General features: G+C 35.3%; 23 protein-coding genes and 1 pseudogene. All 24 read right to left on the bottom strand.

Annotated features, from left to right (window positions below; genetic code table 11):
- Positions 1–163: 163 nt before the first annotated feature.
- The 24 genes and pseudogenes from VK161_RS13720 to VK161_RS13605 all read right to left on the bottom strand — a co-directional run bounded on the left by VK161_RS13720 (position 164) and on the right by VK161_RS13605 (position 24,434).
- Positions 164–1,300 (bottom strand): DegT/DnrJ/EryC1/StrS family aminotransferase, encoded by a 1,137-nt coding sequence (locus VK161_RS13720; protein WP_324215361.1) that lies wholly within the window; start codon positions 1,298–1,300, stop codon positions 164–166.
- Positions 1,287–1,910 carry an acetyltransferase gene (locus VK161_RS13715; protein WP_324215360.1) on the bottom strand — a complete coding sequence of 208 codons (624 nt, stop codon included), beginning with the start codon at positions 1,908–1,910 and terminating at the stop codon, positions 1,287–1,289. The genes VK161_RS13720 and VK161_RS13715 overlap by 14 nt, the downstream gene beginning before the upstream one ends.
- Positions 1,900–2,502, bottom strand: coding sequence for a sugar transferase (locus VK161_RS13710; protein WP_324215359.1), 603 nt, complete (start codon positions 2,500–2,502; stop codon positions 1,900–1,902). Before VK161_RS13710 ends, VK161_RS13715 begins: the two co-directional genes overlap by 11 nt.
- An 8-nt stretch (positions 2,503–2,510) precedes the next feature.
- Positions 2,511–3,659, bottom strand: a complete 1,149-nt coding sequence (locus VK161_RS13705) for a glycosyltransferase family 4 protein (protein ID WP_324215358.1) — start codon at positions 3,657–3,659, stop codon at positions 2,511–2,513.
- Positions 3,659–4,741 carry a glycosyltransferase gene (locus VK161_RS13700; protein ID WP_324215357.1) on the bottom strand — a complete coding sequence of 361 codons (1,083 nt, stop codon included), beginning with the start codon at positions 4,739–4,741 and terminating at the stop codon, positions 3,659–3,661. The genes VK161_RS13705 and VK161_RS13700 overlap by 1 nt, the downstream gene beginning before the upstream one ends.
- Positions 4,741–5,628 (bottom strand): glycosyltransferase family A protein, encoded by an 888-nt coding sequence (locus VK161_RS13695; RefSeq protein ID WP_324215356.1) that lies wholly within the window; start codon positions 5,626–5,628, stop codon positions 4,741–4,743. The genes VK161_RS13700 and VK161_RS13695 overlap by 1 nt, the downstream gene beginning before the upstream one ends.
- Complete coding sequence (locus VK161_RS13690; RefSeq protein ID WP_324215355.1) at positions 5,625–6,722, bottom strand: EpsG family protein; 1,098 nt, start codon at positions 6,720–6,722, stop codon at positions 5,625–5,627. The genes VK161_RS13695 and VK161_RS13690 overlap by 4 nt, the downstream gene beginning before the upstream one ends.
- Before the next feature lie 54 nt (positions 6,723–6,776).
- Positions 6,777–7,892 (bottom strand): glycosyltransferase family 4 protein, encoded by a 1,116-nt coding sequence (locus VK161_RS13685; RefSeq protein WP_324215354.1) that lies wholly within the window; start codon positions 7,890–7,892, stop codon positions 6,777–6,779.
- Complete coding sequence (locus tag VK161_RS13680; RefSeq protein ID WP_324215353.1) at positions 7,889–8,983, bottom strand: glycosyltransferase family 4 protein; 1,095 nt, start codon at positions 8,981–8,983, stop codon at positions 7,889–7,891. The genes VK161_RS13685 and VK161_RS13680 overlap by 4 nt, the downstream gene beginning before the upstream one ends.
- A gap of 6 nt (positions 8,984–8,989) precedes the next feature.
- Positions 8,990–9,631, bottom strand: a complete 642-nt coding sequence (locus VK161_RS13675) for an acyltransferase (protein ID WP_324215352.1) — start codon at positions 9,629–9,631, stop codon at positions 8,990–8,992.
- Entirely contained in the window at positions 9,628–10,800 is a 1,173-nt protein-coding gene (locus VK161_RS13670) for a glycoside hydrolase family 88 protein (RefSeq protein WP_324215351.1), read from the bottom strand. The genes VK161_RS13675 and VK161_RS13670 overlap by 4 nt, the downstream gene beginning before the upstream one ends.
- Positions 10,797–11,753 carry a hypothetical protein gene (locus VK161_RS13665; protein ID WP_324215350.1) on the bottom strand — a complete coding sequence of 319 codons (957 nt, stop codon included), beginning with the start codon at positions 11,751–11,753 and terminating at the stop codon, positions 10,797–10,799. Before VK161_RS13665 ends, VK161_RS13670 begins: the two co-directional genes overlap by 4 nt.
- 4 nt (positions 11,754–11,757) lie before the next feature.
- On the bottom strand, positions 11,758–13,212 hold the full coding sequence (locus VK161_RS13660) for an MBOAT family O-acyltransferase (RefSeq protein WP_324215349.1): 1,455 nt from the start codon (positions 13,210–13,212) through the stop codon (positions 11,758–11,760).
- A gap of 7 nt (positions 13,213–13,219) precedes the next feature.
- Entirely contained in the window at positions 13,220–13,468 is a 249-nt protein-coding gene (locus VK161_RS13655; RefSeq protein WP_324215348.1) for an acyl carrier protein, read from the bottom strand.
- Between the two features lie 11 nt (positions 13,469–13,479).
- Positions 13,480–14,142: a GNAT family N-acetyltransferase gene (locus VK161_RS13650; protein WP_324215347.1), complete on the bottom strand. Its 663-nt coding sequence runs from the start codon at positions 14,140–14,142 to the stop codon at positions 13,480–13,482.
- Between the two features lies 1 nt (position 14,143).
- A complete protein-coding gene (locus VK161_RS13645; RefSeq protein WP_324215346.1) occupies positions 14,144–15,652 on the bottom strand; it encodes an amino acid adenylation domain-containing protein in 1,509 nt (502 codons plus the stop codon).
- 120 nt (positions 15,653–15,772) lie between these two features.
- A complete protein-coding gene (locus VK161_RS13640; RefSeq protein WP_324215345.1) occupies positions 15,773–16,954 on the bottom strand; it encodes a glycosyltransferase in 1,182 nt (393 codons plus the stop codon).
- Positions 16,954–18,135 (bottom strand): glycosyltransferase, encoded by a 1,182-nt coding sequence (locus VK161_RS13635; RefSeq protein ID WP_324215344.1) that lies wholly within the window; start codon positions 18,133–18,135, stop codon positions 16,954–16,956. Before VK161_RS13635 ends, VK161_RS13640 begins: the two co-directional genes overlap by 1 nt.
- A 6-nt stretch (positions 18,136–18,141) precedes the next feature.
- Positions 18,142–19,296, bottom strand: a complete 1,155-nt coding sequence (locus tag VK161_RS13630; protein WP_324215343.1) for a polysaccharide pyruvyl transferase family protein — start codon at positions 19,294–19,296, stop codon at positions 18,142–18,144.
- A 3-nt stretch (positions 19,297–19,299) separates the two neighbouring features.
- Positions 19,300–20,331 (bottom strand): glycosyltransferase, encoded by a 1,032-nt coding sequence (locus VK161_RS13625; protein WP_324215342.1) that lies wholly within the window; start codon positions 20,329–20,331, stop codon positions 19,300–19,302.
- A gap of 3 nt (positions 20,332–20,334) precedes the next feature.
- A complete protein-coding gene (locus VK161_RS13620) occupies positions 20,335–21,309 on the bottom strand; it encodes a glycosyltransferase (RefSeq protein ID WP_324215341.1) in 975 nt (324 codons plus the stop codon).
- A gap of 5 nt (positions 21,310–21,314) precedes the next feature.
- Positions 21,315–22,577 carry a hypothetical protein gene (locus VK161_RS13615; protein WP_324215340.1) on the bottom strand — a complete coding sequence of 421 codons (1,263 nt, stop codon included), beginning with the start codon at positions 22,575–22,577 and terminating at the stop codon, positions 21,315–21,317.
- A gap of 159 nt (positions 22,578–22,736) precedes the next feature.
- Positions 22,737–22,889: pseudogene (locus VK161_RS15400) on the bottom strand (DapH/DapD/GlmU-related protein); the annotation flags it as partial.
- 261 nt (positions 22,890–23,150) lie between these two features.
- The gene (locus VK161_RS13605) at positions 23,151–24,434 is read right to left on the bottom strand and encodes an ABC transporter ATP-binding protein (RefSeq protein ID WP_324215338.1); all 1,284 of its coding nucleotides are present in this window, start codon (positions 24,432–24,434) and stop codon (positions 23,151–23,153) included.
- Between the last annotated feature and the right edge of the window lie 141 nt (positions 24,435–24,575).

The following is a 24,575-nucleotide window of genomic DNA, read 5'->3' as shown; positions in this document are numbered from 1 at the left end:
ACAATTGCCCTAGCCCAGATAGCAGTGAAAAGCCCACAAGGATAAAAAGTAGTTTTTGTTGGAGCACAGAAGCGACCAAAGTGAGCTTTTGTGCGACTTACAAAAACACTTTTTAGGCTGAGGACTTGTAACGGATAGCTGGATTAGCTTCTAAAAAAACGGTTTATAATGCTGCTTTAATAACAGTTTCAATTCGATTTCGATCCTCATCGGATAGATTGGAGCCTGATGGCAAGCACAATCCGTTTTGGAATAGTCGTTCTGCCACTGTTCCGCCATAGTACGGGCAATCAGCAAAAATGGGTTGTAGATGCATTGGTTTCCATAACGGGCGACTTTCAATATTCTCTGCTTCGAGTTGTAATCGTAACTTTTCTCGAGTCAAACCGTTGGCTTTATCTGGATTGACTACAATACACGACAACCAATGATTGGAATAGAAATCGGAATTGGGTTCGGAGAAAACGGTAATTCCGTCTTGATTGGCAAACAAATTTGCGTAGAAATCGTGCATATCACGGCGTAAATTGATGTGTTTGGTAAGGACTTCCATTTGTCCACGTCCGATTCCGGCGCAAATATTACTCATACGGTAATTGTACCCTATTTCGCTGTGTTGGTAGTGCGGAGCGTTGTCTCTGGCTTGGGTAGAAAGGAAAACCGCTTTATTTTTTTGTTCGACTGATTTACAAACTATCGCTCCACCACCTGAAGTGGTAATGATTTTATTTCCGTTGAACGACAAAATGGAAATATCACCAAAAGTACCGCATTTTTGCCCTTTGTAAGTGCTCCCGAGTGATTCGGCGCTGTCTTCTACAATTGGGATTTGATAGGTATTGGCAATTTTTCTGATTTCATCTACTTTAAAAGGCATTCCGTACAAATGAACAGCTATAATTGCTTTGGGCTTCTTACCTTTTGAGATTCGATCTTGAATGGCTTCTTCTAAGGCAATCGGACACATATTCCACGTTTCGGATTCGCTGTCAATAAAAATTGGTTTGGCACCTTGATACACAATCGGATTGGCTGAAGCCGAAAAAGTCATGCTTTGACAAATCACTTCATCGTCTTGCTTAACACCCAATAAAATCAAGGCTAAATGCAGTGCTGCAGTTCCGGAAGACAAGGCTCCAACAAACGAATTTTGCCCTAAAAAGGATTCCAAATCGGTTTCAAAACCCGTTACATTGGGTCCGAGTGGCGCTACCCAATTCGTAGCAAATGCTTCGTGAACGTATTTTAATTCATTTCCGCCCATGTGAGGCGATGAAAGCCAAATTTTAGTGGTACTCATTTTGTTTGATTTTTATTACTTTACCCGGATTTCCAACTACAACGCTGTTATCTGGAACATCATTTATAATTACTGCTCCAGCACCAATCACAGCCCATTTTCCGATTTTGATTCCTTGAATAACAGTAGCTCCGATTCCGACTTGCGAGCCTTCGCCCACTTCAACTCCGCCTGCTAATGAAGCATTAGGAGAAATATGAACGAAATCTTCGATGATGCAATCGTGTTCAACGACTGCACCTGAATTGATAATGCAATGGTTGCCGATGGATGCGTCAGGATTAAGTATGGCGCCTGCCATAACTACCGTTCCTTCTCCAATCGAAGTATGTTGGGATACGATTGCGGTTGGATGAATGGCTTTTTCAAAAGTGACATTCAATTGATTAGAGAGTTTTTTTCTTACTTTATTATTTCCTATGGATAAGATGACATTATCGGTTGGTTGAAGCGAAATTTCACTTGAATGTACCACTGATTTTCCTAAAATAGTAGTTGATTTAGGATTGTCATCCACTATATTTTTGATGCCCACATTGGAACATTCTAAAATATCAATGATTACTTTACAATGTCCGCTTGCGCCGTATAAAATCACTTTATTTTCCATCAAAAGGCTCTATTGTAGCAGCATCTGCCGAGTTAATACCATCGCTTTTAATCACTTTAATAATTGTTTTTAAAAGAATTTTCACGTCCAAAGTAAACGAAATGTTGTCTACATACCAAACATCGTAGGCGAATTTTTGATCCCATGAAATGGCATTTCTGCCGTTTACTTGTGCCCAGCCTGTGATTCCGGGTTTGACTTCATGACGGCGATTTTGAAATTCATTGTACAAATGCATGTAATTGGTGAGTAAAGGTCGAGGTCCAACAACGCTCATATCACCCAAAACTACATTGATCAGCTGCGGAATTTCATCTAAAGATGTTTTTCTGACAAAAGCGCCTATTTTGGTTAATCGTTCAGCATCCGGCAGTAGTTTCCCGTCGCTGTCTTTTTTATCGTTCATGGTTTTGAACTTTACAATTTTAAAAATTTTGCCGTTTTTACCCGGACGAAGCTGGAAGAAAAACGGTTTTCCATTATTGGCTATAGTCAAAAGCACCGTAATAACAATCAATAATGGTGAAAGAACCACTAAACCAATTGCGGCCGAAAGTATGTCGAAAAAAGGTTTAACTAAGGCTTTGTACATTATTCAAATTATTGTTCAAAGTTACGGTATTCTTCCAATATGTCATTCCAAACTTTACTTTGTTGATAACGAGATACTATTAGTTCTCTTGAATTCTGTTTGTAAGTCTGTAGTTGTTCTGCATTTGCAACAAATTTTAACATCGCTTTGTGGAGTTCGTCACTATTTTTAACGGGTATAATTATTCCGTTTTTCCCTTCTTCAATAATTTCATTACAGCCATTGATATTGGTTACAATTGAAGGTAAATTCATTGCTCCGGCTTGCATAACCACATTGGGAAATCCTTCTCGATAACTTGGAAATACTAGAGCATTAGAAATAGCAAAATAAGGTCGAACATCGTTTTGGTAACCTACCGAAATAATGTTGGCATTACCCTGAATTTGTTGCAAAGTTTCGGGTAAAAGCGGATTCAAGTCTTGCTCGAGCGGACCAACCAATAGCAATTTAACCTTTTGCTGTTGCAATTCAGAAAATGCACTGATTAATTCGTTGATGCCTTTGTCAGCAACTATTCGACCCACAAAAATAAAAACGAAATCGTCTTCATGGATGTTGAGTTGCTTTTTGAGTTCGGATTTTTGCTCAACTGAAAAATGCTTGTCGTCGAAATAATCGGTATTGATTCCGTTGGAACTTCCTTTGCCAATTACTTTCAATTTAGTTGATGGACAATAGTTGTTTTCCTGAATAATACCTAGTAAAGCATTTGAATTGGGGTAGACTTTTGTTGCACACGAATAAGTTAACTTCTCAACAAAATCAAGTAGTTTGCGTTTTAAACCTGTGGCTTCCAAAAGAGGCAAACCCGCCACGGTGTGCAATCGATGTGGAACTCTGGCAAAACGCGCGGCTACCATTCCGACGATTCCGGCTTTTGGAGTGTGCGTATGCACAATGAACGGTTTTACTTTTTTGAAGAAAAAATACATTTTTACTACTGAAACAAGATCATGTAACGGAGTAATTTTGCGTGTCATTTCAATGTGATGTGTGGCAACATTTTCTCTTTTGCCTATCGCTTCTAAGTATTCTTTTTCGGAAGAAACCGCAATTACATTGTAGAATTCACCCATATAATTGAGTTGTCCTTCCAGTAGTTTATCTAGAGAAAGTGGAACTGTAGTAATGCGTATGAGTGTGTTTTTTGACATTATTTTTTGGTATACAAATTTATGTATTGATCAATCATTTTCTGAATATCATACTCATTTGATTTAGAGATGCATTGAGCAACTATTTCACTGCAATACAACTCGTCTTCCATTAGTTTTTTGATTTCATTTGCTAATGCTTTTTCATCTCCTAAAGGGAATAAAACTCCCGCATTTTTAACCACTTCTTGTAAACCCGGAACATCAGCTGCCACAAACGGTTTTCCTGAAGCCATTCCTTCGATGCATGACAATGATAAACCTTCGTATTTAGAAGATAATACAATTACATCGGCTGTTTTCAACAATGATAAAACATCGGTTCTAACACCAAGAAATTGAACCCTATTTTCCAATTTAAGTTGACTGACTAAAGCTTCCGAATTGGGTTTTAAAACACCATCACCTACCAATATTAATTTATAATTTTCGGGCAAAAAGGAAAGCGATTTTATCAAAGTAGCGTGGTCTTTGGGTTCAAAAAAACGTGCCACTTGTATGATGATTTTGGCTTCGGTGTCATCAAAAAAATCAGTTTTCAAATACGGTTGCGCCGATTGAATTTGGCTTAAATTGAGTCCGTTTTGAATGATATGAAACCGATTCTCGTCTTTAAATTGTAGATGTGTTTTTACATTTTCAAGCACTTGAGGTGTAATGGCAACAATAGACGAATACCTCGAATACGCCCATCGATCCAACACTTTAAAAATAGGATTTCCTCTGCGGTTATTGGTCGTACTGTGCTCGGTGTAAATCAGTTTGGTTTTTGAGAATGACAATGCGTGAGCTAATGCTACCCAATACAAACACGGAAAAAGATGCACATGAACGCAATCAAATTTCTTTAAAAAGGGAATGATTTTCAATAGTAAAACCGGACTGTAAACCGAACCCATTCCGATAACATGAATGGTACACGATTTATTGCGCTTCAATTCTTCCAAAAAAGGATGTACAACGCCGTTGAGTAAAAGCACGTGAACTTCGATTCCTTTTTGGTGATAAACAGTACAACTTTCAAGTAGTAATTTTTCGGCACCACCAGTTGCGAGACTATTTATAACGTGCAAAACTTTCATTACTTAGCGCGAGTTTTATATCGAATGTAAACGTTCAGAAGCATTCCCAAAGGTAAACTTAACACAACCAAAACAATATTAGGTGATTTCGTGATTAAACTAAAATCTTTAGCAAAAATAGCTGAAGAAACCAAATGAATAGCACTCTTTATTTTTTCAACGACACTTCCAGAATACTTCATTTTGACCATTCTGAAATAGCCAAAACCGCGAGGACTGACCTTGTATTGTTTTAAAATGGTATTCGACGAACCATCGGCTAGGTATTCAACAACACAAAGAACATCATTGGTGCACAACCATTTGTATTGTTGGTCGATGAGCAAATACAATGTTCCGAGTGGCACTAACTTTTCACCTTTATATACTGGATACAATGGAAACTGTTGTACCACTTTGGTTTTCAATACTACTTTTTTATCACCTTTTACATCGTATTTGTAGTACAAATCATTTACGGTTGATTCCTTTATGGTTTCTGGGATGGTGGTTCCGATGATGTTTCCGTTTTTATATGCATCCAATCCTATTAAACCCGCTAAATGCTCATTATTCAGTTCTGATTCGTGGGAAAGAATAAGCTCGATGGCGTTAGTTGGCATAAAATCGTCTGAGTCAATACACACATTAAATTCGGTTTCAATATTTTGGTATGCCGTATTATGTGCGCCATGCATTCCTTGATTTTCCTGATAGATGTATCGAATTTCAATTTTATTTTCATCCATCCATGACTGAACTAATTCTTGAGTGGAATCACTTGAACCATCATCGATTATCATCCAAATAAAATTGGGATTGGTTTGTTGGATTAGACTATCATACAATTGACCTAAACAATAGGCTCGATTGAAAGTAGGCGTAAAAACAGTAATTTTTTTCATCATGCCAGAATTACGTTCAACAAATAACCCAAAAGAAAATAGAATAAAATAATACGACCGACTATCTTGTGTTGCTCTTTGAATAATTGGTATTTAAGCAAAGGATATAAAATAACTATTCCCATCATAAACCACGATAAATAGGCAAATCGATTGGAATAATTAGCTCTGATGATGAGTATCCAAAAACCATTAGCCAACAAATAAGTAGCTACTAAATTATTGTAAACTAAGTCCTCCACCTTCTTTTTAAAAATAAAAAACCAAGAAGCAAAAACGGCTGTTGCGCTGTAAATAATGAAATCCCAACGGAATCCTAACTTTAACTCTACGCCTTCGTTTAACTGATCTAGGTCACTTAAATATACTTTCAATCGCTCATCATCGCTAAAGCCTAATCCTAAGAAAAAGCTTTCCAAAAAACTACCCAAAGCCAATGAAACTGGAATACACAAAAACCAAAAGGCAAAATACAGTTTAACATTTTTGATGTTTTTAGAAACCAAATACGCCGCTAACGGTAAAACTAATGATTTATGGAACAACAAAGCGGCCACAAAAAGGGCATATTTTATTATTTTTTTAGGTTCTGAAATGGCTAATAGGAACAACGATGCTGCTATACCGTTTCGTATTCCGTTTACTCCAAAAGGCCAGAAGGTAAAAGAAAAAATAAGCATCAAAAAAGCATACGACCAATAGTCTCCAAACATTCTTTTAGTAGCAATGTAAAGTGGTAAAACATAGAGAACTGCACAGACAAAAAAGAATAATTCTGGACTTTTAATAGATGCAAAAAATTTCATTAATGCATCAAATAGAAACTCTACTTTTCCTTTAGGTGGATTGCCCATCATGATGCTTTTCAACTCAAAATTGTAAAGCACCATATCTCCAAATTGAGAACTAACAGGGCGCAAACCCATATAAAAAACAACGAGTATAAAAACAACGAATGCTAATGCACTTTTTCCTTTTCTGTTGGAAATTGAACCCATATCACTAGTAGTACTTTGCAAAAAAACAATTAAGCAAATCACTAAGGTGAAATGATAAAACAGGTCGGTGTAATATTGTATGGGAACTAATGTATTCAAAAAAATAGTTTTGGCTAAATTACTAAAAGAAATGGTTTTTTAGTGAAAACAACTTTATTCCTTATTTGAGGAAAAAAGCTGTTCCCAATTATTCATTACATTTTGGACATAAAAACGCTGTATATTCTCTTTAGATCGCTCTCCCATTTGCTTTCTTATGTTTTCATTTTCAATCAAAAAACAAATTTTATTGGCCAAATCAATCACATTTTGATCTTCAGCCAATAGTCCGTCTTCGTTATTTGTGACAATATTCCTTGGGCCAGTCGGACAATTGAACGATACAATTGGTAAACCGACGTTCATTGACTCTAACAACACCATCGGAAAACACTCTGAATGCGACGTCATCAAATACATTGAATAGTCTAACATCGTTTTTTGCAAATCATTAGTAGCTGTTTTGAAAAAAACATGATTTTCGAGCTTATTTTCTTTACTCTTTTTCTGCAACTGACTAATGTAATTTTCATCTCCTTGACCATAAATATCAATGGCCCAGTTAGGATGCCTGTTTACAACTAAACGCCATACCTCAATTAAATTTTCAAAACCTTTTATGGGAGCAATTCTACCCGCAGCAATTGCTTTTGTGCTCACTAGTTCAGCTTTGAAATCGGATTTTTCTATTGGATTGGGTATGACTGTGATGTTTTTACTGAGATAAAATTGTTTTTCATCGTTATTGAGAACTGCAATTCTAGAATATTTCGACTCGATGAAATCGTTGATTTTGAATTTTAATCGTTGCAAAAAACCCGCTTTTTTTCGCTGTTCAAAACTATAATATCGTGAAGAGTGGTATTCTTTTATTGTAGTTCTTTTTCCACTAAAAAAAGGTACCCAATAAAAATCAAAAGCATAATTGCATACTATGATCACATCGGGATTCAAGTTACGAATGGCTTTTTTCCATTTTGAAAAATGCTGAACCACTTTTCGAATGTTGGATGGATGAAAATAACTTTTCTCTCGATGGTAATTGATGCCAAGATCTTCTATTTTTATCGATTCTGACAAAGTATAACAACTCGAATTTCCTTTTTGTTCGGTGGTTAGAATGATCACTTCATGCCCTAACTTTTCTGAAAAATAATTGGCTTTGGTAGCCATTACTTTTTCAATTCCACCATGCAAATAAACCTGATCTGTCGTAAATAGAATTCTCATGGCACTAACGATTTAAATAATATGTCCCATTGAGGCATTATTTGTTCTGGTAAAAATCGTTTCACATTTTGTTTGGCTAGAGTTCCCATTTTATGCCGTAATTCATCATTTTCTATTAAGGTAGAAATTGCTTCGCCAAAGGCAATTTCGTTGTCATTCTCTACAATAATTCCGTCTTGATTGTGCTGAATAATATCACTTGGTCCAAACGGACAATCGAAGGAAACACAAGGAACTCCGCACGCCATAGCTTCTATCAGCACCATTCCGAAACCTTCAAAACGAGAAGAAAGCACGTAAATAGAGCTTTCTAAATACTTATCGGTAATATTTTTTTCTGGATGATGAAATTGGACACTATTTTCAATTTTTAGTTCACTAGCAAGCGCCTCCAATTGCATAGAAGCATCTTTTTTTCCGTATACTTCCAATGTCCAATCCGGATGCTTCTCGTAAACAATTTTCCAACTTCGCAACAATCGATCAAAGCCTTTTTGGTGTGATTGTTTGCCCACAGCAATTACTTTTTTGTTGTTTAAAGTTGAAGATTCTGTTGGGTAAAACGACAATGGATTTGGGATTACTTGAAGGTTTTTTGCATTCCATTCCGATTTATTTTGTTCGGTCAAAACGATGAATTTATCAAATCGAGTCGCCAAAATCGTCATCAATTTCAATTTGAATTGGGTTACTAATTTCTTTACAAAACCAGAATTTTTTCGATTTTCTATTTGCTTAGAAACGTGTCGTTCGTATACAATTGGTATTTTTTTTCCGAGAAGTAACGGTAAAAAAAAGGCTTTCAAACCATCATCACAAACCAAAATAATATCGGGTTGTACCTGAGCAATCACTTTTTTTAAACCCAAAGCATAACTTTTTACATAGCTCAACGGATTTCCACCAACAGCAATATCGTGTAGTTGAATGGCTTTACTAAAATGGTAAAACAAATCGGATGTCGAGTTATTCAAACCCACAATATGAACTGTATAACCCAATTGGTCGGCAAGATAACTGGTTTTGATTGAAAGCACTCGCTCTAAACCTCCAGAACCATTGATACCATTTGTAATGTAAAGTAGTTTCATTGAAGTTTATTTCCATTCAACATTTTCTTTCAACACTTTTGCCGGAATTCCACCCGCCAAACAACCCGCTGGAATACTTTTCGTAACTACCGAACCCGCAGCAATTATAGCTCCATCACCAACTATTACGCCTTTCAAAATGGTAACATTATTTCCAATCCAAACGTGATTCCCAATAGAAACTGGTTGTGTCATTTGATCTTCTCTTCCCACAATTGTATGTGAATCGGTATCCCAAATAGTGACATTTTCAGAGATTGATACATTTTTTCCGATAGTAATTTCTTTAAAACAATGAATCCGGGCGTTTCTGTTGATGTATCCACTTCCTAAGTTAAGTTGTGCATTTTCCATCACAACTATATGATGCCCTGGATATATGATAAAATCTCCTTGAACGTTAATGGAAGCATTCTTCTGTAATTTCAAAACTCCAGTATACGGTTCAGGCTTACTCATAAATTTACTTAGAAAGAAAACTCCTTTTTCAACGTTTATTTGAGCTGTAGAATGATACCCAATGTAGCATTTGCCTTGTGGAATAAAAAGCGAGTTAGGGCGATTTCCTTTGATTTGGATAATAACAAATAAATTTCGAAACCGAATCGAAAACAAATGTGCCAAAACTGTTTTTAATTTGAATATCATGAGTCCTTTCTATATAAAGTTCGAAGCGCAAATCCTTGTGTAAAAGGCAAAATCGAAAACTCTTGCGAATGAATGGCAATTCCTTTGGTATCACCTTGCGAAAAATCGATGGCACCATTGCGTTGGGTTACTTTCATCAAATAACGAAGTGCTTTTTCTTTGGTTTCAGTGCACAATGTTGCTATTTCAGAAATGCTTAATGCATTAGAATAAAACCAAGCCAGTGTTGCCACAGTAGATGAATCGCGCTGCGAAGCCGAGTTAGAGATCAACCAATGCCACGAACCATCATTATCTTGAAACTGAGCTGCGTCTTTGGCAAAACGAATGACATAGTGTTGCAAAATCGATTTTCTGCTATCGGATTCAGGTAATGCTTTCCATGCATCAATCAGACCAATTGCGTACCAACCCAAACCTCTTCCCCAACCGAACAAACCGACTGGTAATTTGGATTGTAAATGATAAGTATGACACGGAATGGATGTATCATTGAGCATTGCATATTGGTTGAATTCAGTAATTTGTTTGACGGCCAAATCAATTGCTTCGTTGTGGTTGAATTTGAGTCCGTATTCCGTTAAAAACGGACAAATAAATCCGATGGTATCTACGTATCGGAACTGTTTCACATGACTTTTGTAAGCAATGGTTCCGTCATCGCCTTTTAAACTTAAAACCAAGTTATACATGCCATCAAAAGACGCTTTATATTTATTTGCATCAATAAATGGAATCGATAAAATGGCATACGCCAAAATTACTCCATCAATTTGATCGGGTTGGATTTTCCAAGTGCCATCAGCATTACATTTTGAATCTAAATAAGTGTTGATGATTACTTTCGTAGTTTCACTTTTTGTTGATTTATATTCTTCAATTAAACCCAACAATAAAGAAGCTTCTTGCCAATATTGTATGGCATTTCGTTTGTAATTTCCTTTGATAATGTCGATGATGATTAATCGTTTATTATCCGTTAATTTTATAGTTGGTGTAGAAAAAAGCCATTTCTTTGAAATTTCAGAGACTTTTTGTTTCCAGCTTTCTTGATCAGCATACCGTCCGATTTTTATTCGACTTTGCCACGTATTGAATTGGGGAAGTATATCGACTAGCAAAATCAATATAAAAATTCCAACTGTAAATAACGAAAGTAATGCAATCATTTTTGGATTTGTTTTAGTTGATCCATTTCTGAATCTATGACCTGCTGGTAATTTGGAGTTTTAAAAATTTGTTTTTCTCTTAATTCATTAAAGAAAAGAGAAAATCGTTTTGCACCTTTATAATTTAGATGATCAAAATCGCCAAATTCATCATTTGTCACTGGAAAATTATGAAAATCTAAAAACGGAACTTTAGGATAATTTGTTTTTCTAATATTTTGAAACTCATTCTCATCAAAAATACCAAATAAAACAGGATGAATTGGAGTTCTGACTAAAAATAAGTTGATTTTCTTTTCGCTGCAAAATGCAACAATCTTTTTTAAGTAGTCGATGTTTATTTGAGACTTTTTATCGGATTGGTATGATTTTAAAACATTAACATATTTGGCCTTGATTAAAGAATCCAACTTATTTCTTTTCAAATGCAAATAACCTCCAAAATTATTATCAGCAAGCATATTTTTTCGTCTCGCTATGGTTTTGGCGTTTTCAAAAATGGATTTAACCTCCGTTTTTAAAAATCCAGTGAAATTATTTCGCATAATCAATTTATAATCATCAACCGTCATATTAAAATTATATTTGGCGAAGTAATTGTTTAAATGCTCATCATCATACGTCCATTGATCCATTTTACCATCAATTTGGTTGTTGGAGAATGAAATGAATACTGTTGTTATCTGTGGATTATTCTCGACTACATTTTTTAATTTTTGAAAAGTATACAAGTACGTTTCACCACCATTACAAAGATTTTTGGTATTGGCTATTAATGAATCATTCAAAGAGCATTCGGTCATTGAACTTCCTAAAACAAGAGTCGTACAGCTACTATTTAAAGAGAAATCAGAGCGATTTTTTATTAGGTTTTTAAACAAGAGCGACAATCCTATTAGAATAATAAGAACAGGTAAAAGAAATAGAATTGTTCTTTTTAAAAGTTTATACATACAATTAAAATTTAAAATAAATAAACTCTTGTTCCTTACCCATAAACGCTATTATTATGATAATTAGCAAATAATAAAAACTTCGTCTTAGGGTTTTGTTCCAATCAATACCAAAATGATGCAATGGAAAATCTTGGTTTCTTTCCATCCATTCAACAACAAACATGATCAGTACTAAAGCAACTATTTTTAGTGTGAGAAATATCCCTAACGGAAAAACAGGCATTGAAAAAAATGAGATTGAAAACATTTTTTTGTAGTACATGACTGCATCGGTGATGGTTGGAGTTGTAAAAATCACTCCAGTTAGCGCTACTAGTGTAAATGTTTTTACTATTTTGAAGAAATCAGTTCTGCTCGGTAAAAGATCATTTGAAGTTGGAGAAGGTCGTTTATTCATTGTACCACTTAGGATTAATGGTATAAAATACAACCCATGAAGCAGACCAAAAACGGCAAAAGTCCAATTGGAACCGTGCCAAAAACCAACCAGAATAAAATTAATCAAAATAGCGAGAATTGTTCCCCATTTGCCATAATCTCTAAAGATGAATGATAGCGGAGTATACACGTATTCTGTCATCCAAGTGGTTAGTGACATGTGCCATCTTTGCCAGAATTCGGCTATGTTTTTGGCAAAAAATGGGTAATTGAAGTTCTTTGTAATCTGTATTCCTAATAATTTTGAGAAACCAATAGCCATATCAGAGTACCCAGAAAAATCGGCATAAATTTGAATAATATTCAGAAAAGCGCCCAGTAACAATGTACTTCCGGGTAGAATTTCATAACTACCAAAAATTTCATTTACAATTGTAATGCAATTATCTGCGATTACTACTTTTTTAAACAAACCCCAAAGTATTTGTCGCAAGCCGTCTAAACCATAGCTATAATTAGGTTCTCTTTTTTTCTCTAATTGCGGAATAAAATCTCTCGCTTTGTCAATTGGTCCGGCTAGAAGACTAGGAAAATAGGATACATAACTAAAAAATACAATCCAATTTTGAGTAGGTTCGATTCTTTCGTTATTGACATCTAAAATATAACTTATAGTTTTAAAAGTATAAAAACTGATACCTAGAGGCAGAATGATGTTTAACGTTGATAAATTAAGGCTAATTCCAATTGACGAAAACGAATCAACTAATGAAGTAACAAAAAAATTATAGTATTTAAAAAAAAGCAATCCTCCAAGACCTTGAAGCAATGCGATGTAAACCAAAATGCTTTTCCTTCTTTCGTCCTCGGTTTTTGATATGTTAATGGCCAACAAATAGTTTACAACTGAGCTAAAAATCAATACCGAGAGAAATCGCCAATCCCACCACGCATAAAAAAGATAACTTCCTATTAGTAAAAATAGATTTTGCCCTTTTACATTTTTATTGAAAACGAACCAATATAAAACATAAAAAAGTAAGAAGAAAATTAAGAATGCGAATGAATTGAACTCCATAAAAAAATTATTTCTCTTCCAGTTTTCCTTTGACCAAATCTATTAGATTTCCTAAATTATTAAGTTTGTTGAGTTCTTTTAACTTAAATCGAACGCCAAATAATGATTCGATTTCGGTTATAATATCCATATGAGTCAATGAATCCCAACCATCAACATCTTTAGCTGATAGTTCATCAACCATTTCAAAATTATCGTGTTGTAAAACTGATAGTAAAATGCCTCTGATTTTTTCTTTTATTTCTGCTTTGTCCATTGTGTGATGTATTATAGTGTTTTTTCCATTAAGTATTTCTCGTCAAAAGGCAAATAATCTAATAGTTCAGCACTATCTGCCTTGAATAATTTTGCAATTGAAAACCCGCTATTTTGGTAGGTTTTGATGGCGCCAATATTGTTTTTAAAAACCTGCACTTGGACTTTTTTAAGTTCAGGAAAGAGCAGTTTTGCATTGAGTATGTGTTGCTCAATTAATGTATTGCTTAGTTTTTTTCCTCGATGTTCATTCGCTACATATAAATATTCTAATTGCAAGGATTTATCTTCTCTATCGATTAAAATATTCTTCAATAAATGGGCTTTCGATTTTAAAAACTGTATACTTTCTCTATCAAATGTATAATTTATTAAATTGGATTTGAGTATTGATGAGCTCATTTCATCCTCAAAACCTTCTATCCAACCGCCAAATGCGGCAACCGGTTTTTTATCGTATTCTATAATTAAAAAACTACTAACCGAAAATTCGCAACCGTCGATTTCTTCATCAAGCATACTGATAATATACTCTTTAACCTTGCTCTCAGTTACATTAAACAAAGTGGAAAGACTCAATTTATCCGTACCACTTTTCTCGGCTTCAATTATCACTTCTGCCAAAAAAACGAGGTCGTCAGTAGTTGCTTTTCTGATGCTGTATACCTGATCCATATTAGTTTTTGAAAAGTAATCCTAATTGTTTTCTGTCAATTTTACCGTTAACATTCAGAGGAAAAACATCAATGAAAGCAATTTTCTTCGGAATCATATACGTTGGCAACTTCAATTTCATGTAATCCAACAATGCTGTGGTATCAAAATTTTTATCCTCAATGATCATTCCCAATTCTGTGTTTCCGATATGATCAGTCATGGCCACGACTACCACATTTGTTTTGACTAAAAACTCTTTTGCATAAAACTCAATTTCAGAAAGTTCGACTCTAAAACCTTGTATTTTGGTTTGAAAATCTTTTCTTCCCAAATACATTAAGTCGCCTTGATCATCCACCTTACATAAATCGCCTGTTCTGTAAAAACGTTCTTCTTTTCCTAAATACTGAGCATAAAAAAAGCTTTCTTTATTTTTTTCTTCGTTTTTCCAATAGCCCGGAGTTAATTGAATTCCGCCCAAACACAACTCGCCTACATTGTCATCGTTCACCATTTGATTGTTTTCATCCACTAAAATAGTGAAATTTCCGGCCATCGAATTTCCTATAGAAAGCACTCCATTATGCGATTTATTGCTTTCGTTTCTTTTAAAATCATAATACGTGCAAAAAATAGTATCTTCTGTCGGACCGTATACGTTTACAATTCGAGCATTAGGTAAACATTTGCTCCATTCTTCGGTTATATCCAGATGCAATGCTTCTCCGCAAAACAAACTGTATTTCATTTTGGGCAAATCAATTTCATCAAAATAAGGTCTCAGAAAATGCAAAATCGATGGAACCATCAATGCAACAGTCAACTCATGATTTTCCATGAGTTCAAAAATATAGCTGTACTTGATTTTATCTTTAGGTATGGTGTAAACACAAGCGCCTTTTAGCAATGGAACAAGGTACGACATTACGGATAAATCAAACGTTAGTTCAAACATTTGCAAACATTTATCATTTTCATCGATGTTGAAATCCATGTCCCAAAACGCATCAATAAAACCCATTAAATTTTGTCGGGTAATCGGAACTCCTTTTGGTTTTCCGGTGGTTCCTGACGTAAATAAAATGTAAACCAATTCGGTTTCACTCGTTTGATTCGGAACTAAATTTACTGCCGCTGAAGGCAATTTTTTTGTAGATATGGTTTTTAAATTCGGGAAATTAATTACATCCGACGAATCCATAATAGTTGTAATCTGTGCTTCCTCAATTACGATTTGATTTCGTTCTATTGGAGTATCCGTATTTATCGGAACGTAGGCTTTTCCTTCAAACCAAAGCGCAACAATTGCTGCGTACGTTTCTAAATCATCATTGGCAACAATTCCGATTATCTTTTCATCATTGGCAATAGTGTTTTTTATGTAATCCCGAATGTTGGAAATTACTTGAGCAAACTCATGATACGTATAGAATTCTCCATTAATACAGAAGGCGTTGTTTTGTCCGAATTGGGCAATTGAACTCTGCAATTCATCAAAAAAATTACTCTTTTTCCCTTTTAATTCCATACGATTCATTTAAAAAACAAATATAATTACATTAGTTCTATTAAGCGTCAAAATTAAAACAAATGAAAGCTTCTTCTTATTAAAAAATCAGTCTCTTGCTTTAAAACTTTCGCCAATCAATCATTCCATCAGTTGATACATTTTTTCAATCTCGCTTTCTGTTCCTAAACTTTCTTTTTGCAGATTAAGAACAAGTGTGTTTGTAACTTCTTTATCTGTCAACAGTTTGGCAATACCATCTGCAATTGCCTTTGCATTGATTTCAACAACGTAACCGTTTACCAAATGCTCAATTTGATCTTTTGCTGAAGGAAAATTAGTTACTAAAATGGGCTTATGCAGTATTTTGGCTTCGTCGATGGCGATGGATTTCCCTTCGAAGCGCGAAGGTTGAGCGTATATTGTGGCTTGTTGCACGTAAGGATATGGATTTTCTTTCAAACCCAACAAAATAAAGTTCGATTGCAAATTATTTTCTGCAATTTGTTGCTCTAAATTAGGGCGTAAATTTCCTTCACCAATGATGTACCATTTCAGTTTATGGCCGTTATCAACCAGTATTTTACACGCATCAATAGCAATATCCAAACCTTTTTGGTCGTTCAATCTTCCGACGGTTACAATTGTATCTATCGATGAGTCCAGATCAACTTTCTCTTCGGCCATTTTCCGGATGGATTTTGGCGAAGAAATGTTGTACATCAAACTAATTTTGTCAGAAAATTGCGGAAATTCTTCTTTTAAAATGGACTCGCACACTTCAGAAATCGTAACGATGGAATCAAACTTTTTAAAATACGGTTCATCAATGGTTTTGTCCAATTTCAGCATACGATAATCGTTGTGAACAAAACCAATTTTTTTGGTCGCTTTCACTTTATCAATGCAGAAATAATTGGCTGTTTTTTGAAGATAACCTATGGCAACATCGTACTCTTTATCAAGATTATGCAGCGCATTTTTCATGAATGACCATACTTTTTGTTCCCTAACTGTTGGGATTCTCTCCGTTTTATAAATGTAAATTGCTGCTAAGCGATAGAATAACACTTTAAATTTTAACTTCGTAATCAGTTCGGTTACCGCTTGTAACAAAGGCATATCAAAGTAGCTGTAGTTTTGAGGTTCGGGTAACAAATGAACTTCTTTGGGCAACTGATTCAGAAAAATTCCTTCTTTTTTAAACAAAAGCAAATCTACTTCATACCGCTCAAAATCAAGCGTTTGCAGCAAAGACAATAAGGCTTTTTCTGCGCCACCCGAATTCAGATTAGGAATAATAAACAACAGTTTTTTTTTCATTAATGCTCTAGTATTTGATAGAATTGCTCAATTTCTTTTCCGCTGACCAATTGCTCAACTTGTAATTGCTCTACTACTTTGTTTTTCAATTCAACTTCCTCAATCAAAGTGATGATGCCATTCGCAATAGACTCAGCATTTTTTTCTACTATGAATCCGTTTTTCAAATGCGTAATCTGTTCGAAAACCGATTCAAAATTAGTTACAACTATCGGTTTACACAAAATTTTTGCTTCATTGATGGTATTGCTTTTGCCTTCGTGCAATGAAGTTTGTACGTAAAAATGAGCTTGTGAAATATAAGGATACGGATTTTCTTTTTGCCCAACTAAAATTACATTGCTTTGAAGGTTTTGCTGTGAAATGAGTTGCTCCAAATTAGCTCTTTCGCTTCCTTCTCCAACAATCATCCATTGAATATCGTAGCCTTTTTTGACTAAAATAGCACAGGCTTCAACAGCCAAATGATAGCCTTTGGGCAATTCCAATCTTCCGACAGTGGCAATGGAAATAGCATCCGAATTGAATAATGGTTCGGCTTTGGCCAATTCGTTTATCCGTTTTGGGAAAGTAACATTTTCTACCAATTTCAATTTGGAATCCAATTGCGGAAATTCTCTTTTTAGAATTTCTAACGACAGCGTTCCATTGGCACACAAATAATCCAATTGATGGAAGTAGTTTTCATCGAATTTCTTGTCGAGTTGAAGTGAACTGTAATCGGTTCGTATAAACCCAATTTTTTTCTTGGCTTTCACCACATCGACGCAACAATAAATGGATGTTTTTTCTAAAAATCCGATGGCAACATCATAAACAGTAGTTGGAGTTTCGAGAAAATTTTTGAGGTGCTTCCACGAGTATTGCTCGGCTTTGTTGGTTGCGTGTTTGCGATTGGTCATTACGAACAGTAATCGATGCCACAACAATTTCCATTTGAGCTGAAAGAAAAAAGACACGCACGAAGCGACCAAACCTTTCGAAAAAGTAACAAAATTAGCACTAATTGGAAGAAGATTTACTTCCGAATTCAAGTCTTTTACCAGCGCTCCTTCTTTGGTAAACAACAATAAATCAACTTCGTACTTTTCGTAATCAAAATTTGCTAACAGATTGATGAGCCCTTTTTCAGCGCCACCCAGATGCAAACTCGGAATAATAAAAAGTAGTTTTTTCTTCATTCATTGTTACAATTGCGCCAAATATTCGCCTGCTTTGTACGACATTTTTTGGATTTCAGAGATTCTATTTTTAAGGCTTTCCTTAATTTGAAGCTCTTCATTTTTTAACTCTTCGAATTTATTGATGAGTTTTGTGGCGTCGGATATTTCGGTAATTCCCAAGACTAATTTTTCTTCACCAAACAAATCTTTAGCAATTCCTTTTGATTTGATACTGTAGCCCAACACCATCGTTGGAACACAGTTGGAATACGCTGCAATTGTAGCATGAGTACGCGCTCCGATGAAAAATCGCATTCGAGCAATGTATCCTTTGTACTGAATGGCATTCAGGTTATTCGGTATCATCACTATTCGATTGGTCGCCTTGAATTTGGCTTCGAATTCGGCCAGCACTTCCGAATCATCGTTTCCTTTGATCATTACGTGAGGCGTTAAAGCAATTGTCATATCAGTAGTATCAATGATGTGCTGAATCAAATCGAAAGCCGCGTTTTTGGACGATTCATTCATTTTAAAAACCAACGGACTGTAGTTAAATCCGAGTGTATTTCCTTCTTGCCAACCTTGAGGTAACGGCAATTCTTCTTTGTTCATGGTAAAAGCGCCATCGGCACACAATTGAATATTGGTCAATCCTTTCGAAGCTAACACTTCATAAGTAAGTGTTTCGCGTGCCAAAATCAAATCGTAGTTGTTTAAATCGGCTATTTTATCGGCAGACAAATCTTCTTCGCCGATTGATGCGCCCCAAAGCACTAATTTTTTTTTGGCTTTTTTGATGCATCGATTGATTTCATAGAGCCAAGGTTGTTCTCCGTAGCAATAATTATCGCCACCAATAGACAAAAAAGCGTCGTTTTTAGCAATTAAATCGACTAGTTTTTGGTTTTGTCTTTGATGCGCAAAGTTGTCGCTTTTCAATACTTTCACATTGAACACGTTGATGAACCAATCGAGTGAGTATTTTTTTATGTTTACTCTAGAAACGTCAATAATCGCGTCTAGATCGGGAATGTCTTTATCAGAAGTAGCGTCTAGCGAAGCTAAAGTGATTTTGGCATTGGGAATTTGTTTTCTAATGATGGGAATTGCCGAACGAACAATGGCTTCACAACCTCTATTTTTGCTTCCTCCGTGATAGTATAATACAATCTTCATTTGTTATTTTTTGTTTCTTAAGTAACTGTATTGCGTGGCCAAAACGATACAAAACATCCATTTGGATTTAATGCAATATAGTATAAATTTTTCGAATTTCGATTTGTTCTGCGTCACTTCTGCCCATAATTGACGTATATTTTTTTGAACCTCGCTGTTGTGTATCATATTTCTTACGTAGCGGTAACGGGAAGAAAAAGAACCCGACTTTTTGGCGTTCAAATAAATGGCAACGATAGCGAGTACTTTATCAATAAGACGTAAGCCTTTGAGTTGTTGCTCGTTTTGGATACTCACTTTCCCGTTTAAAAACTGAGTAAAATCAAATTGATAAACGGCTAATGTTTGCTTGAAATAGTCTTTTTCAACGATGTTTCGTGTGGCACTTCCGGCTACTTCTCGGTAAAAATAACCGGTGTAGTCTGTAAAAATAATGCTTTTGGCAAAAGACAACGCTTTCATATTGAAAAGTCCGTCTTCGCCCAAAGCTACGCCTTTTGGAAATCGGATTTGGTGTTGATTGATGAAGTCTAATTGGTATATTTTATTACACGCACTGTTCAGATTGTCTTTCTGAATCATGTACGGAATGATTTGATTGTGAATGTATTCTGCATCAAAAACAACTTCACTTTCAAACGGATGCGGATGCGAAACAACTACTCCATCTTGTTCTTTTTTGACTCTAGAAACCACAATATCAGCTTTATTCTGCGTTGCAATAGTGTACAATGTTTGAAACATGTCCTTTTCAACGGTATCATCGGCATCAACAAAACCGATATAAGTTCCTTTGGCAATGGCAATTCCGTTGCTTCGAGCTACACTAACACCTTGATTTTCTTGATTAATGAGTACAATTCGACTGTCGTTTTTTTGATGCGATTCAATGATGCTTTGGCTGTCGTCTTTTGAGCCATCGTTGACAAAAATAAACTCGCAATTGGTCAAGGTTTGTGCCAATAACGATTGAATACATTCATCGAGGTAGACGGCAGAATTGTAAACCGGAACAACAACAGATAGAGCAATCATTGGTTATTTTGTTTTAAAAAAGGATGCCAGTTGATTTCGCTTTGCATCAAGCCAATTGAGCAGTAAAAATAAGTAAAAAGGTTGGTTACAGTTTTTTATTTTTTGAGATAAATCATTTAAAATATAGTCCAAACCCAATTGATTGAGCTTCGATTTTAATTGATTAAAATTCTTTTTATTTTTCTGAGGAAGAATGTTCCACTCGAAACTGCGTTGCACAAACAAAGAAATCACTTCGTCAAAGTATTTTTTTTGCTGGGCATTTGGATCAGGAAAATGCTCTTTTTGGAAGTCATTTAGCACTGAAATGGCAAATAAATTACTGTGAAACACCTTATCGGAAAGTACAAATTGGCGGGATGAATCTTGGCGTTGCGTATACTTGTAATACGGTTTTCCGAAATACGTACAACGTTGAGCCTTACTTTGAACCATGGCATTAAACACACTGTCTTGACCACGAAGAATTCCTTTGACAAAGCGAATATCACCGATACATTTTGATTTGTAAAGCGTGGCTGGATAAGTTCTCCTTCCGTGTGAGAAACCATCAGTTGTATTATTTTCATCACCAACTGCTGGAGAAGAAAATAGAAAAACACCATTCTCATCGTACGAATCCAAACCCAAATACATAACATCAATAGCTTTTTCATCGGCGTGTTGCAAAAGGGTTCCGAGTGAATTTTCTTCAATCGTATCATCGGGATCAATGAACAAAATGTAGTCGCCTTTGGCTACATCCAAACCACGGTTTCGAGCTACCGAAACACCTTGATTTTCTTGATCGATAAATAGTAAATTGGGTTGGTGTTTTTGAAATTCGAGAATGATTTCTTTAGAATTGTCAGGCGAACCATCATTAATGACAATAATCTCATAATCATCGGCTGGAATATCTTGTGCAACAATGCTTTCGAGGCATTTTTGAACATACTCTTCCACTTTGTAAACCGGAATTATAATGCTTAGTTTCATTTGAATTAGTTCATTGAATTAAACAACGAAATCCATTGTTTTGAGGTTGTATCTGGGAATAAAAAGCTTTTTATTTTTTGAGCATTATTTTGATTCATTACTTTCACTTCCTGATGATTATCACAAAAATGCGTGATTAATTTGGGCAACTGATTAAAATCAAAGGCGTCAATCAGAGGCAGTTGATTGTTTTTTAGAACACCGTACGGCAACCACGAAGCTGAAATTACTGCATTTCCGGTGTACAACACTTCGGTCATTGCGCCACTCAACGCATCACTAATGGGCATTTGTATCATTAAATCGGTAGACAAACGCAATAAAGCCGTATTCTCAGGATCGAAATAATCGGTTAGAATTTGGGTTTGAAATTCGGGATGATTAGTACAATAAGCTCTGATTTGATTGATGTACTCTTCATTTCCACCGTAACCCAAAGGCAAAATAAACGAACATTGGTCTTTGTATTTTTGATCTAACGAAGCCAAACTATCCAAAATTTTAAAATGATTGTTGGCACTGAATGCGTTGTGCGAAATCGCAATTATAATTTTGTTGGTTGGAATGGAATGTTTGTTTTTGAAAGCGTTAATGTCTTCTTTGTCCTCTTTCAAACGGTCAATATGATGGTAAATATCGGTGTTGATGGTGAACTGATTAATGACAATTTTCGGTTCAAATTCGCGACCGTATTTGAATAACAATATTTGCGACAACTCTTCCGATTGAATGGTAATTTTGGTTGCTTTTCGGAGTGCTTTACTGACATAATACACATTGGAAACTCCGGTAATTCGCATCAAATCGGAACCCCAAAAACTACAAATAATGTTGCTGTTTTTAGGTAAAAAATGAATGTACATTAAATGTTCGGGTGTACAATAATGGAAATGATAAATATGATGTTGTTGAGGCAACATGCGTTTTTTTACAATATAATTGGCGCGTGCGTATCTTTGAAGCGACTGAAAAATAAGTTTGGGATGTGTTTTCTGACTCAACTCGAAAAATAAAATTTCCCAAAAGAAAGATTGCGCGCTAAAAGTCAAAAAGTGAATTATTTTTTGGAAGAATGAAAATGGAAGATCGTCGAAGTTGAATTTGGTTTGAAAAGGCGAATCGTTGGTCACTTGACCTTTGGAAACATCATAAAATTTGTCTACATCAACACTGTACTGATCGTCTTTAAGTAGTACATCGCCGTACAGTTGATTTAGAAAATTAGATTGACCAATTCCGAGGACTAGTATTTTTTTTTTGCCGTTCATTTAACCATTATTCTTTTCTCTATTTAGGTAATAGTCTTGAAAAATTTGTCTGTCTTCTTTGGTGTATCTTTCACCTTCAAAAATCTTTTCAAATTGAACTGGAGTATCAAACAAAACTCCTCTTTCTTCGCACTTTTTAATATAATCCGAAACTTCACAAATATATCTAGCTGGATTTCCTGCAACCACCGTGTAAGGTTTAACATCTTTTGTCACCACAGAACCAGCGCCAATAATTGCGCCATCACCAATAGTTATTCCTGGAAGTACAATTGATTGCGCGCCCAAAAAAACCTTATTGCCGATGATGGTTTTTTCAACTCTATGTTTTCGAATGTGATTGTACAATGAAGCATCGTGAGCCAAAATTATTGAACCTGGTGCTGAAATAAAATCATCGCCAATTTCAACCATCTGAGGAATCAAACCATCAATTTGCGTATTATGATGCTTTACATTTCCAATTTTATATTCAATAATTGGAGTTTGAACTGGGACAATATTCTCTTTAGGATAAAAGTAATTCTTAAGCTTTTTTAGGATGATAAAAGGAAGTTTTAAAAGTTTCATAACTTAAAATTTGTAGTTACCTTTAATAAAAGCACAATTAAGACTTCTAATCAGTTTACCAGAATTATATACATCATCTGATAAAATTTCGAATGAAATTGCACTCATTACTGTATCAACGTAATCACTTTCTTTTGTTCGTTCATAAAATGAATAAATGGCTATCGAATAACTTCCTGGTCGTAATTGCATGGAAGGAATTTCTAATTCAATTTGATTTTTATCATTTTTAGAAAACTTCACTCCCATTTCATCAGAAGCAAAGGCACACATTACATTTTCGTAATTATCATAAACCACCAAACTCAATATGAATTTTTCCATATCGATAGTTTGATTGATTTTATAATTAAGCACTACTTTTATGGATTCGTTCAGAAAAACTTCATTAACCGAATCGTTTTTTGAGTTTAAAATATCAATGCTAGTAAATTGAATTTGCTGATTTCCTTTTCGATCTTTTCGCTCGATTAATAATCGTTGCTCTTCTTTATTACTGGAAAAATAATAATCAACTGCGGCATCAGCATCGCTATTATATACAACTTGACCATTTTTCAACACAATCCCTTTGTTGCATAAATTTTTCACCGCCGCCATATTGTGACTTACAAACAAAACGGTTCGTCCTTCTCCTTTACTGATGTCGCCCATTTTGCCCAAACATTTCTTTTGGAATTCGGCGTCACCAACGGCCAGTACTTCGTCTACAATGAGTATTTCACTCTCCAAATGCGCTGCTACTGCAAAAGCCAATCGCACGTACATTCCCGATGAATACCGTTTTACTGGCGTGTCAATGTAGCGCTCAACACCCGAAAAATCGATAATCTCGTCCAACTTTCTGGTGATTTCCTTCTTTCTCATTCCCAGTATCGAACCGTTCAAGTAGATGTTTTCTCTTCCGGTCAGTTCGGGATGAAAACCCGTTCCTACTTCGAGTAAACTCGCAATTCTGCCTCTTACTTTGATTTGACCTGTGGTCGGACTCGTAACTCGTGACAACAATTTCAATAGTGTACTCTTACCTGCGCCATTCTTTCCAATAATTCCTACTGCATCGCCTTGATTGACTTCAAAATTGATGTCTTGCAACGACCAAACTATGTTGCTGTCGCCTTTGGTGCTGCGGTCATTGGTTTGACCTATTTTTAGAAAAGGATCTTCCTTGCCCAATACTTTGGTGATAAAAAACCGCTCCAAATCTTGCGATATAGTGCCTGTTCCTATCTGACCAATCTGATAGGCTTTTGAGAGTTCTTCTACTTTTATTATCGGTTGGCTCATTTAGATCGTATCTACAAAGTTCTTTTCTGTTTTATTGAATATCAAGATTCCGAAGAATAATATCACTACCGTAACTATAGCCGAATAGCCTACACTCCATGGAGTGAATTCGCCTTTTCCTAAGAACGCAAATCGAAATCC

The organism is Flavobacterium sp. (assembly GCF_035299245.1).
Taxonomy (GTDB): Bacteria; Bacteroidota; Bacteroidia; order Flavobacteriales; family Flavobacteriaceae; genus Flavobacterium.
Note: the sequence above shows the minus strand (reverse complement) of the source record. Positions and strands in the feature narration are given on the sequence as shown.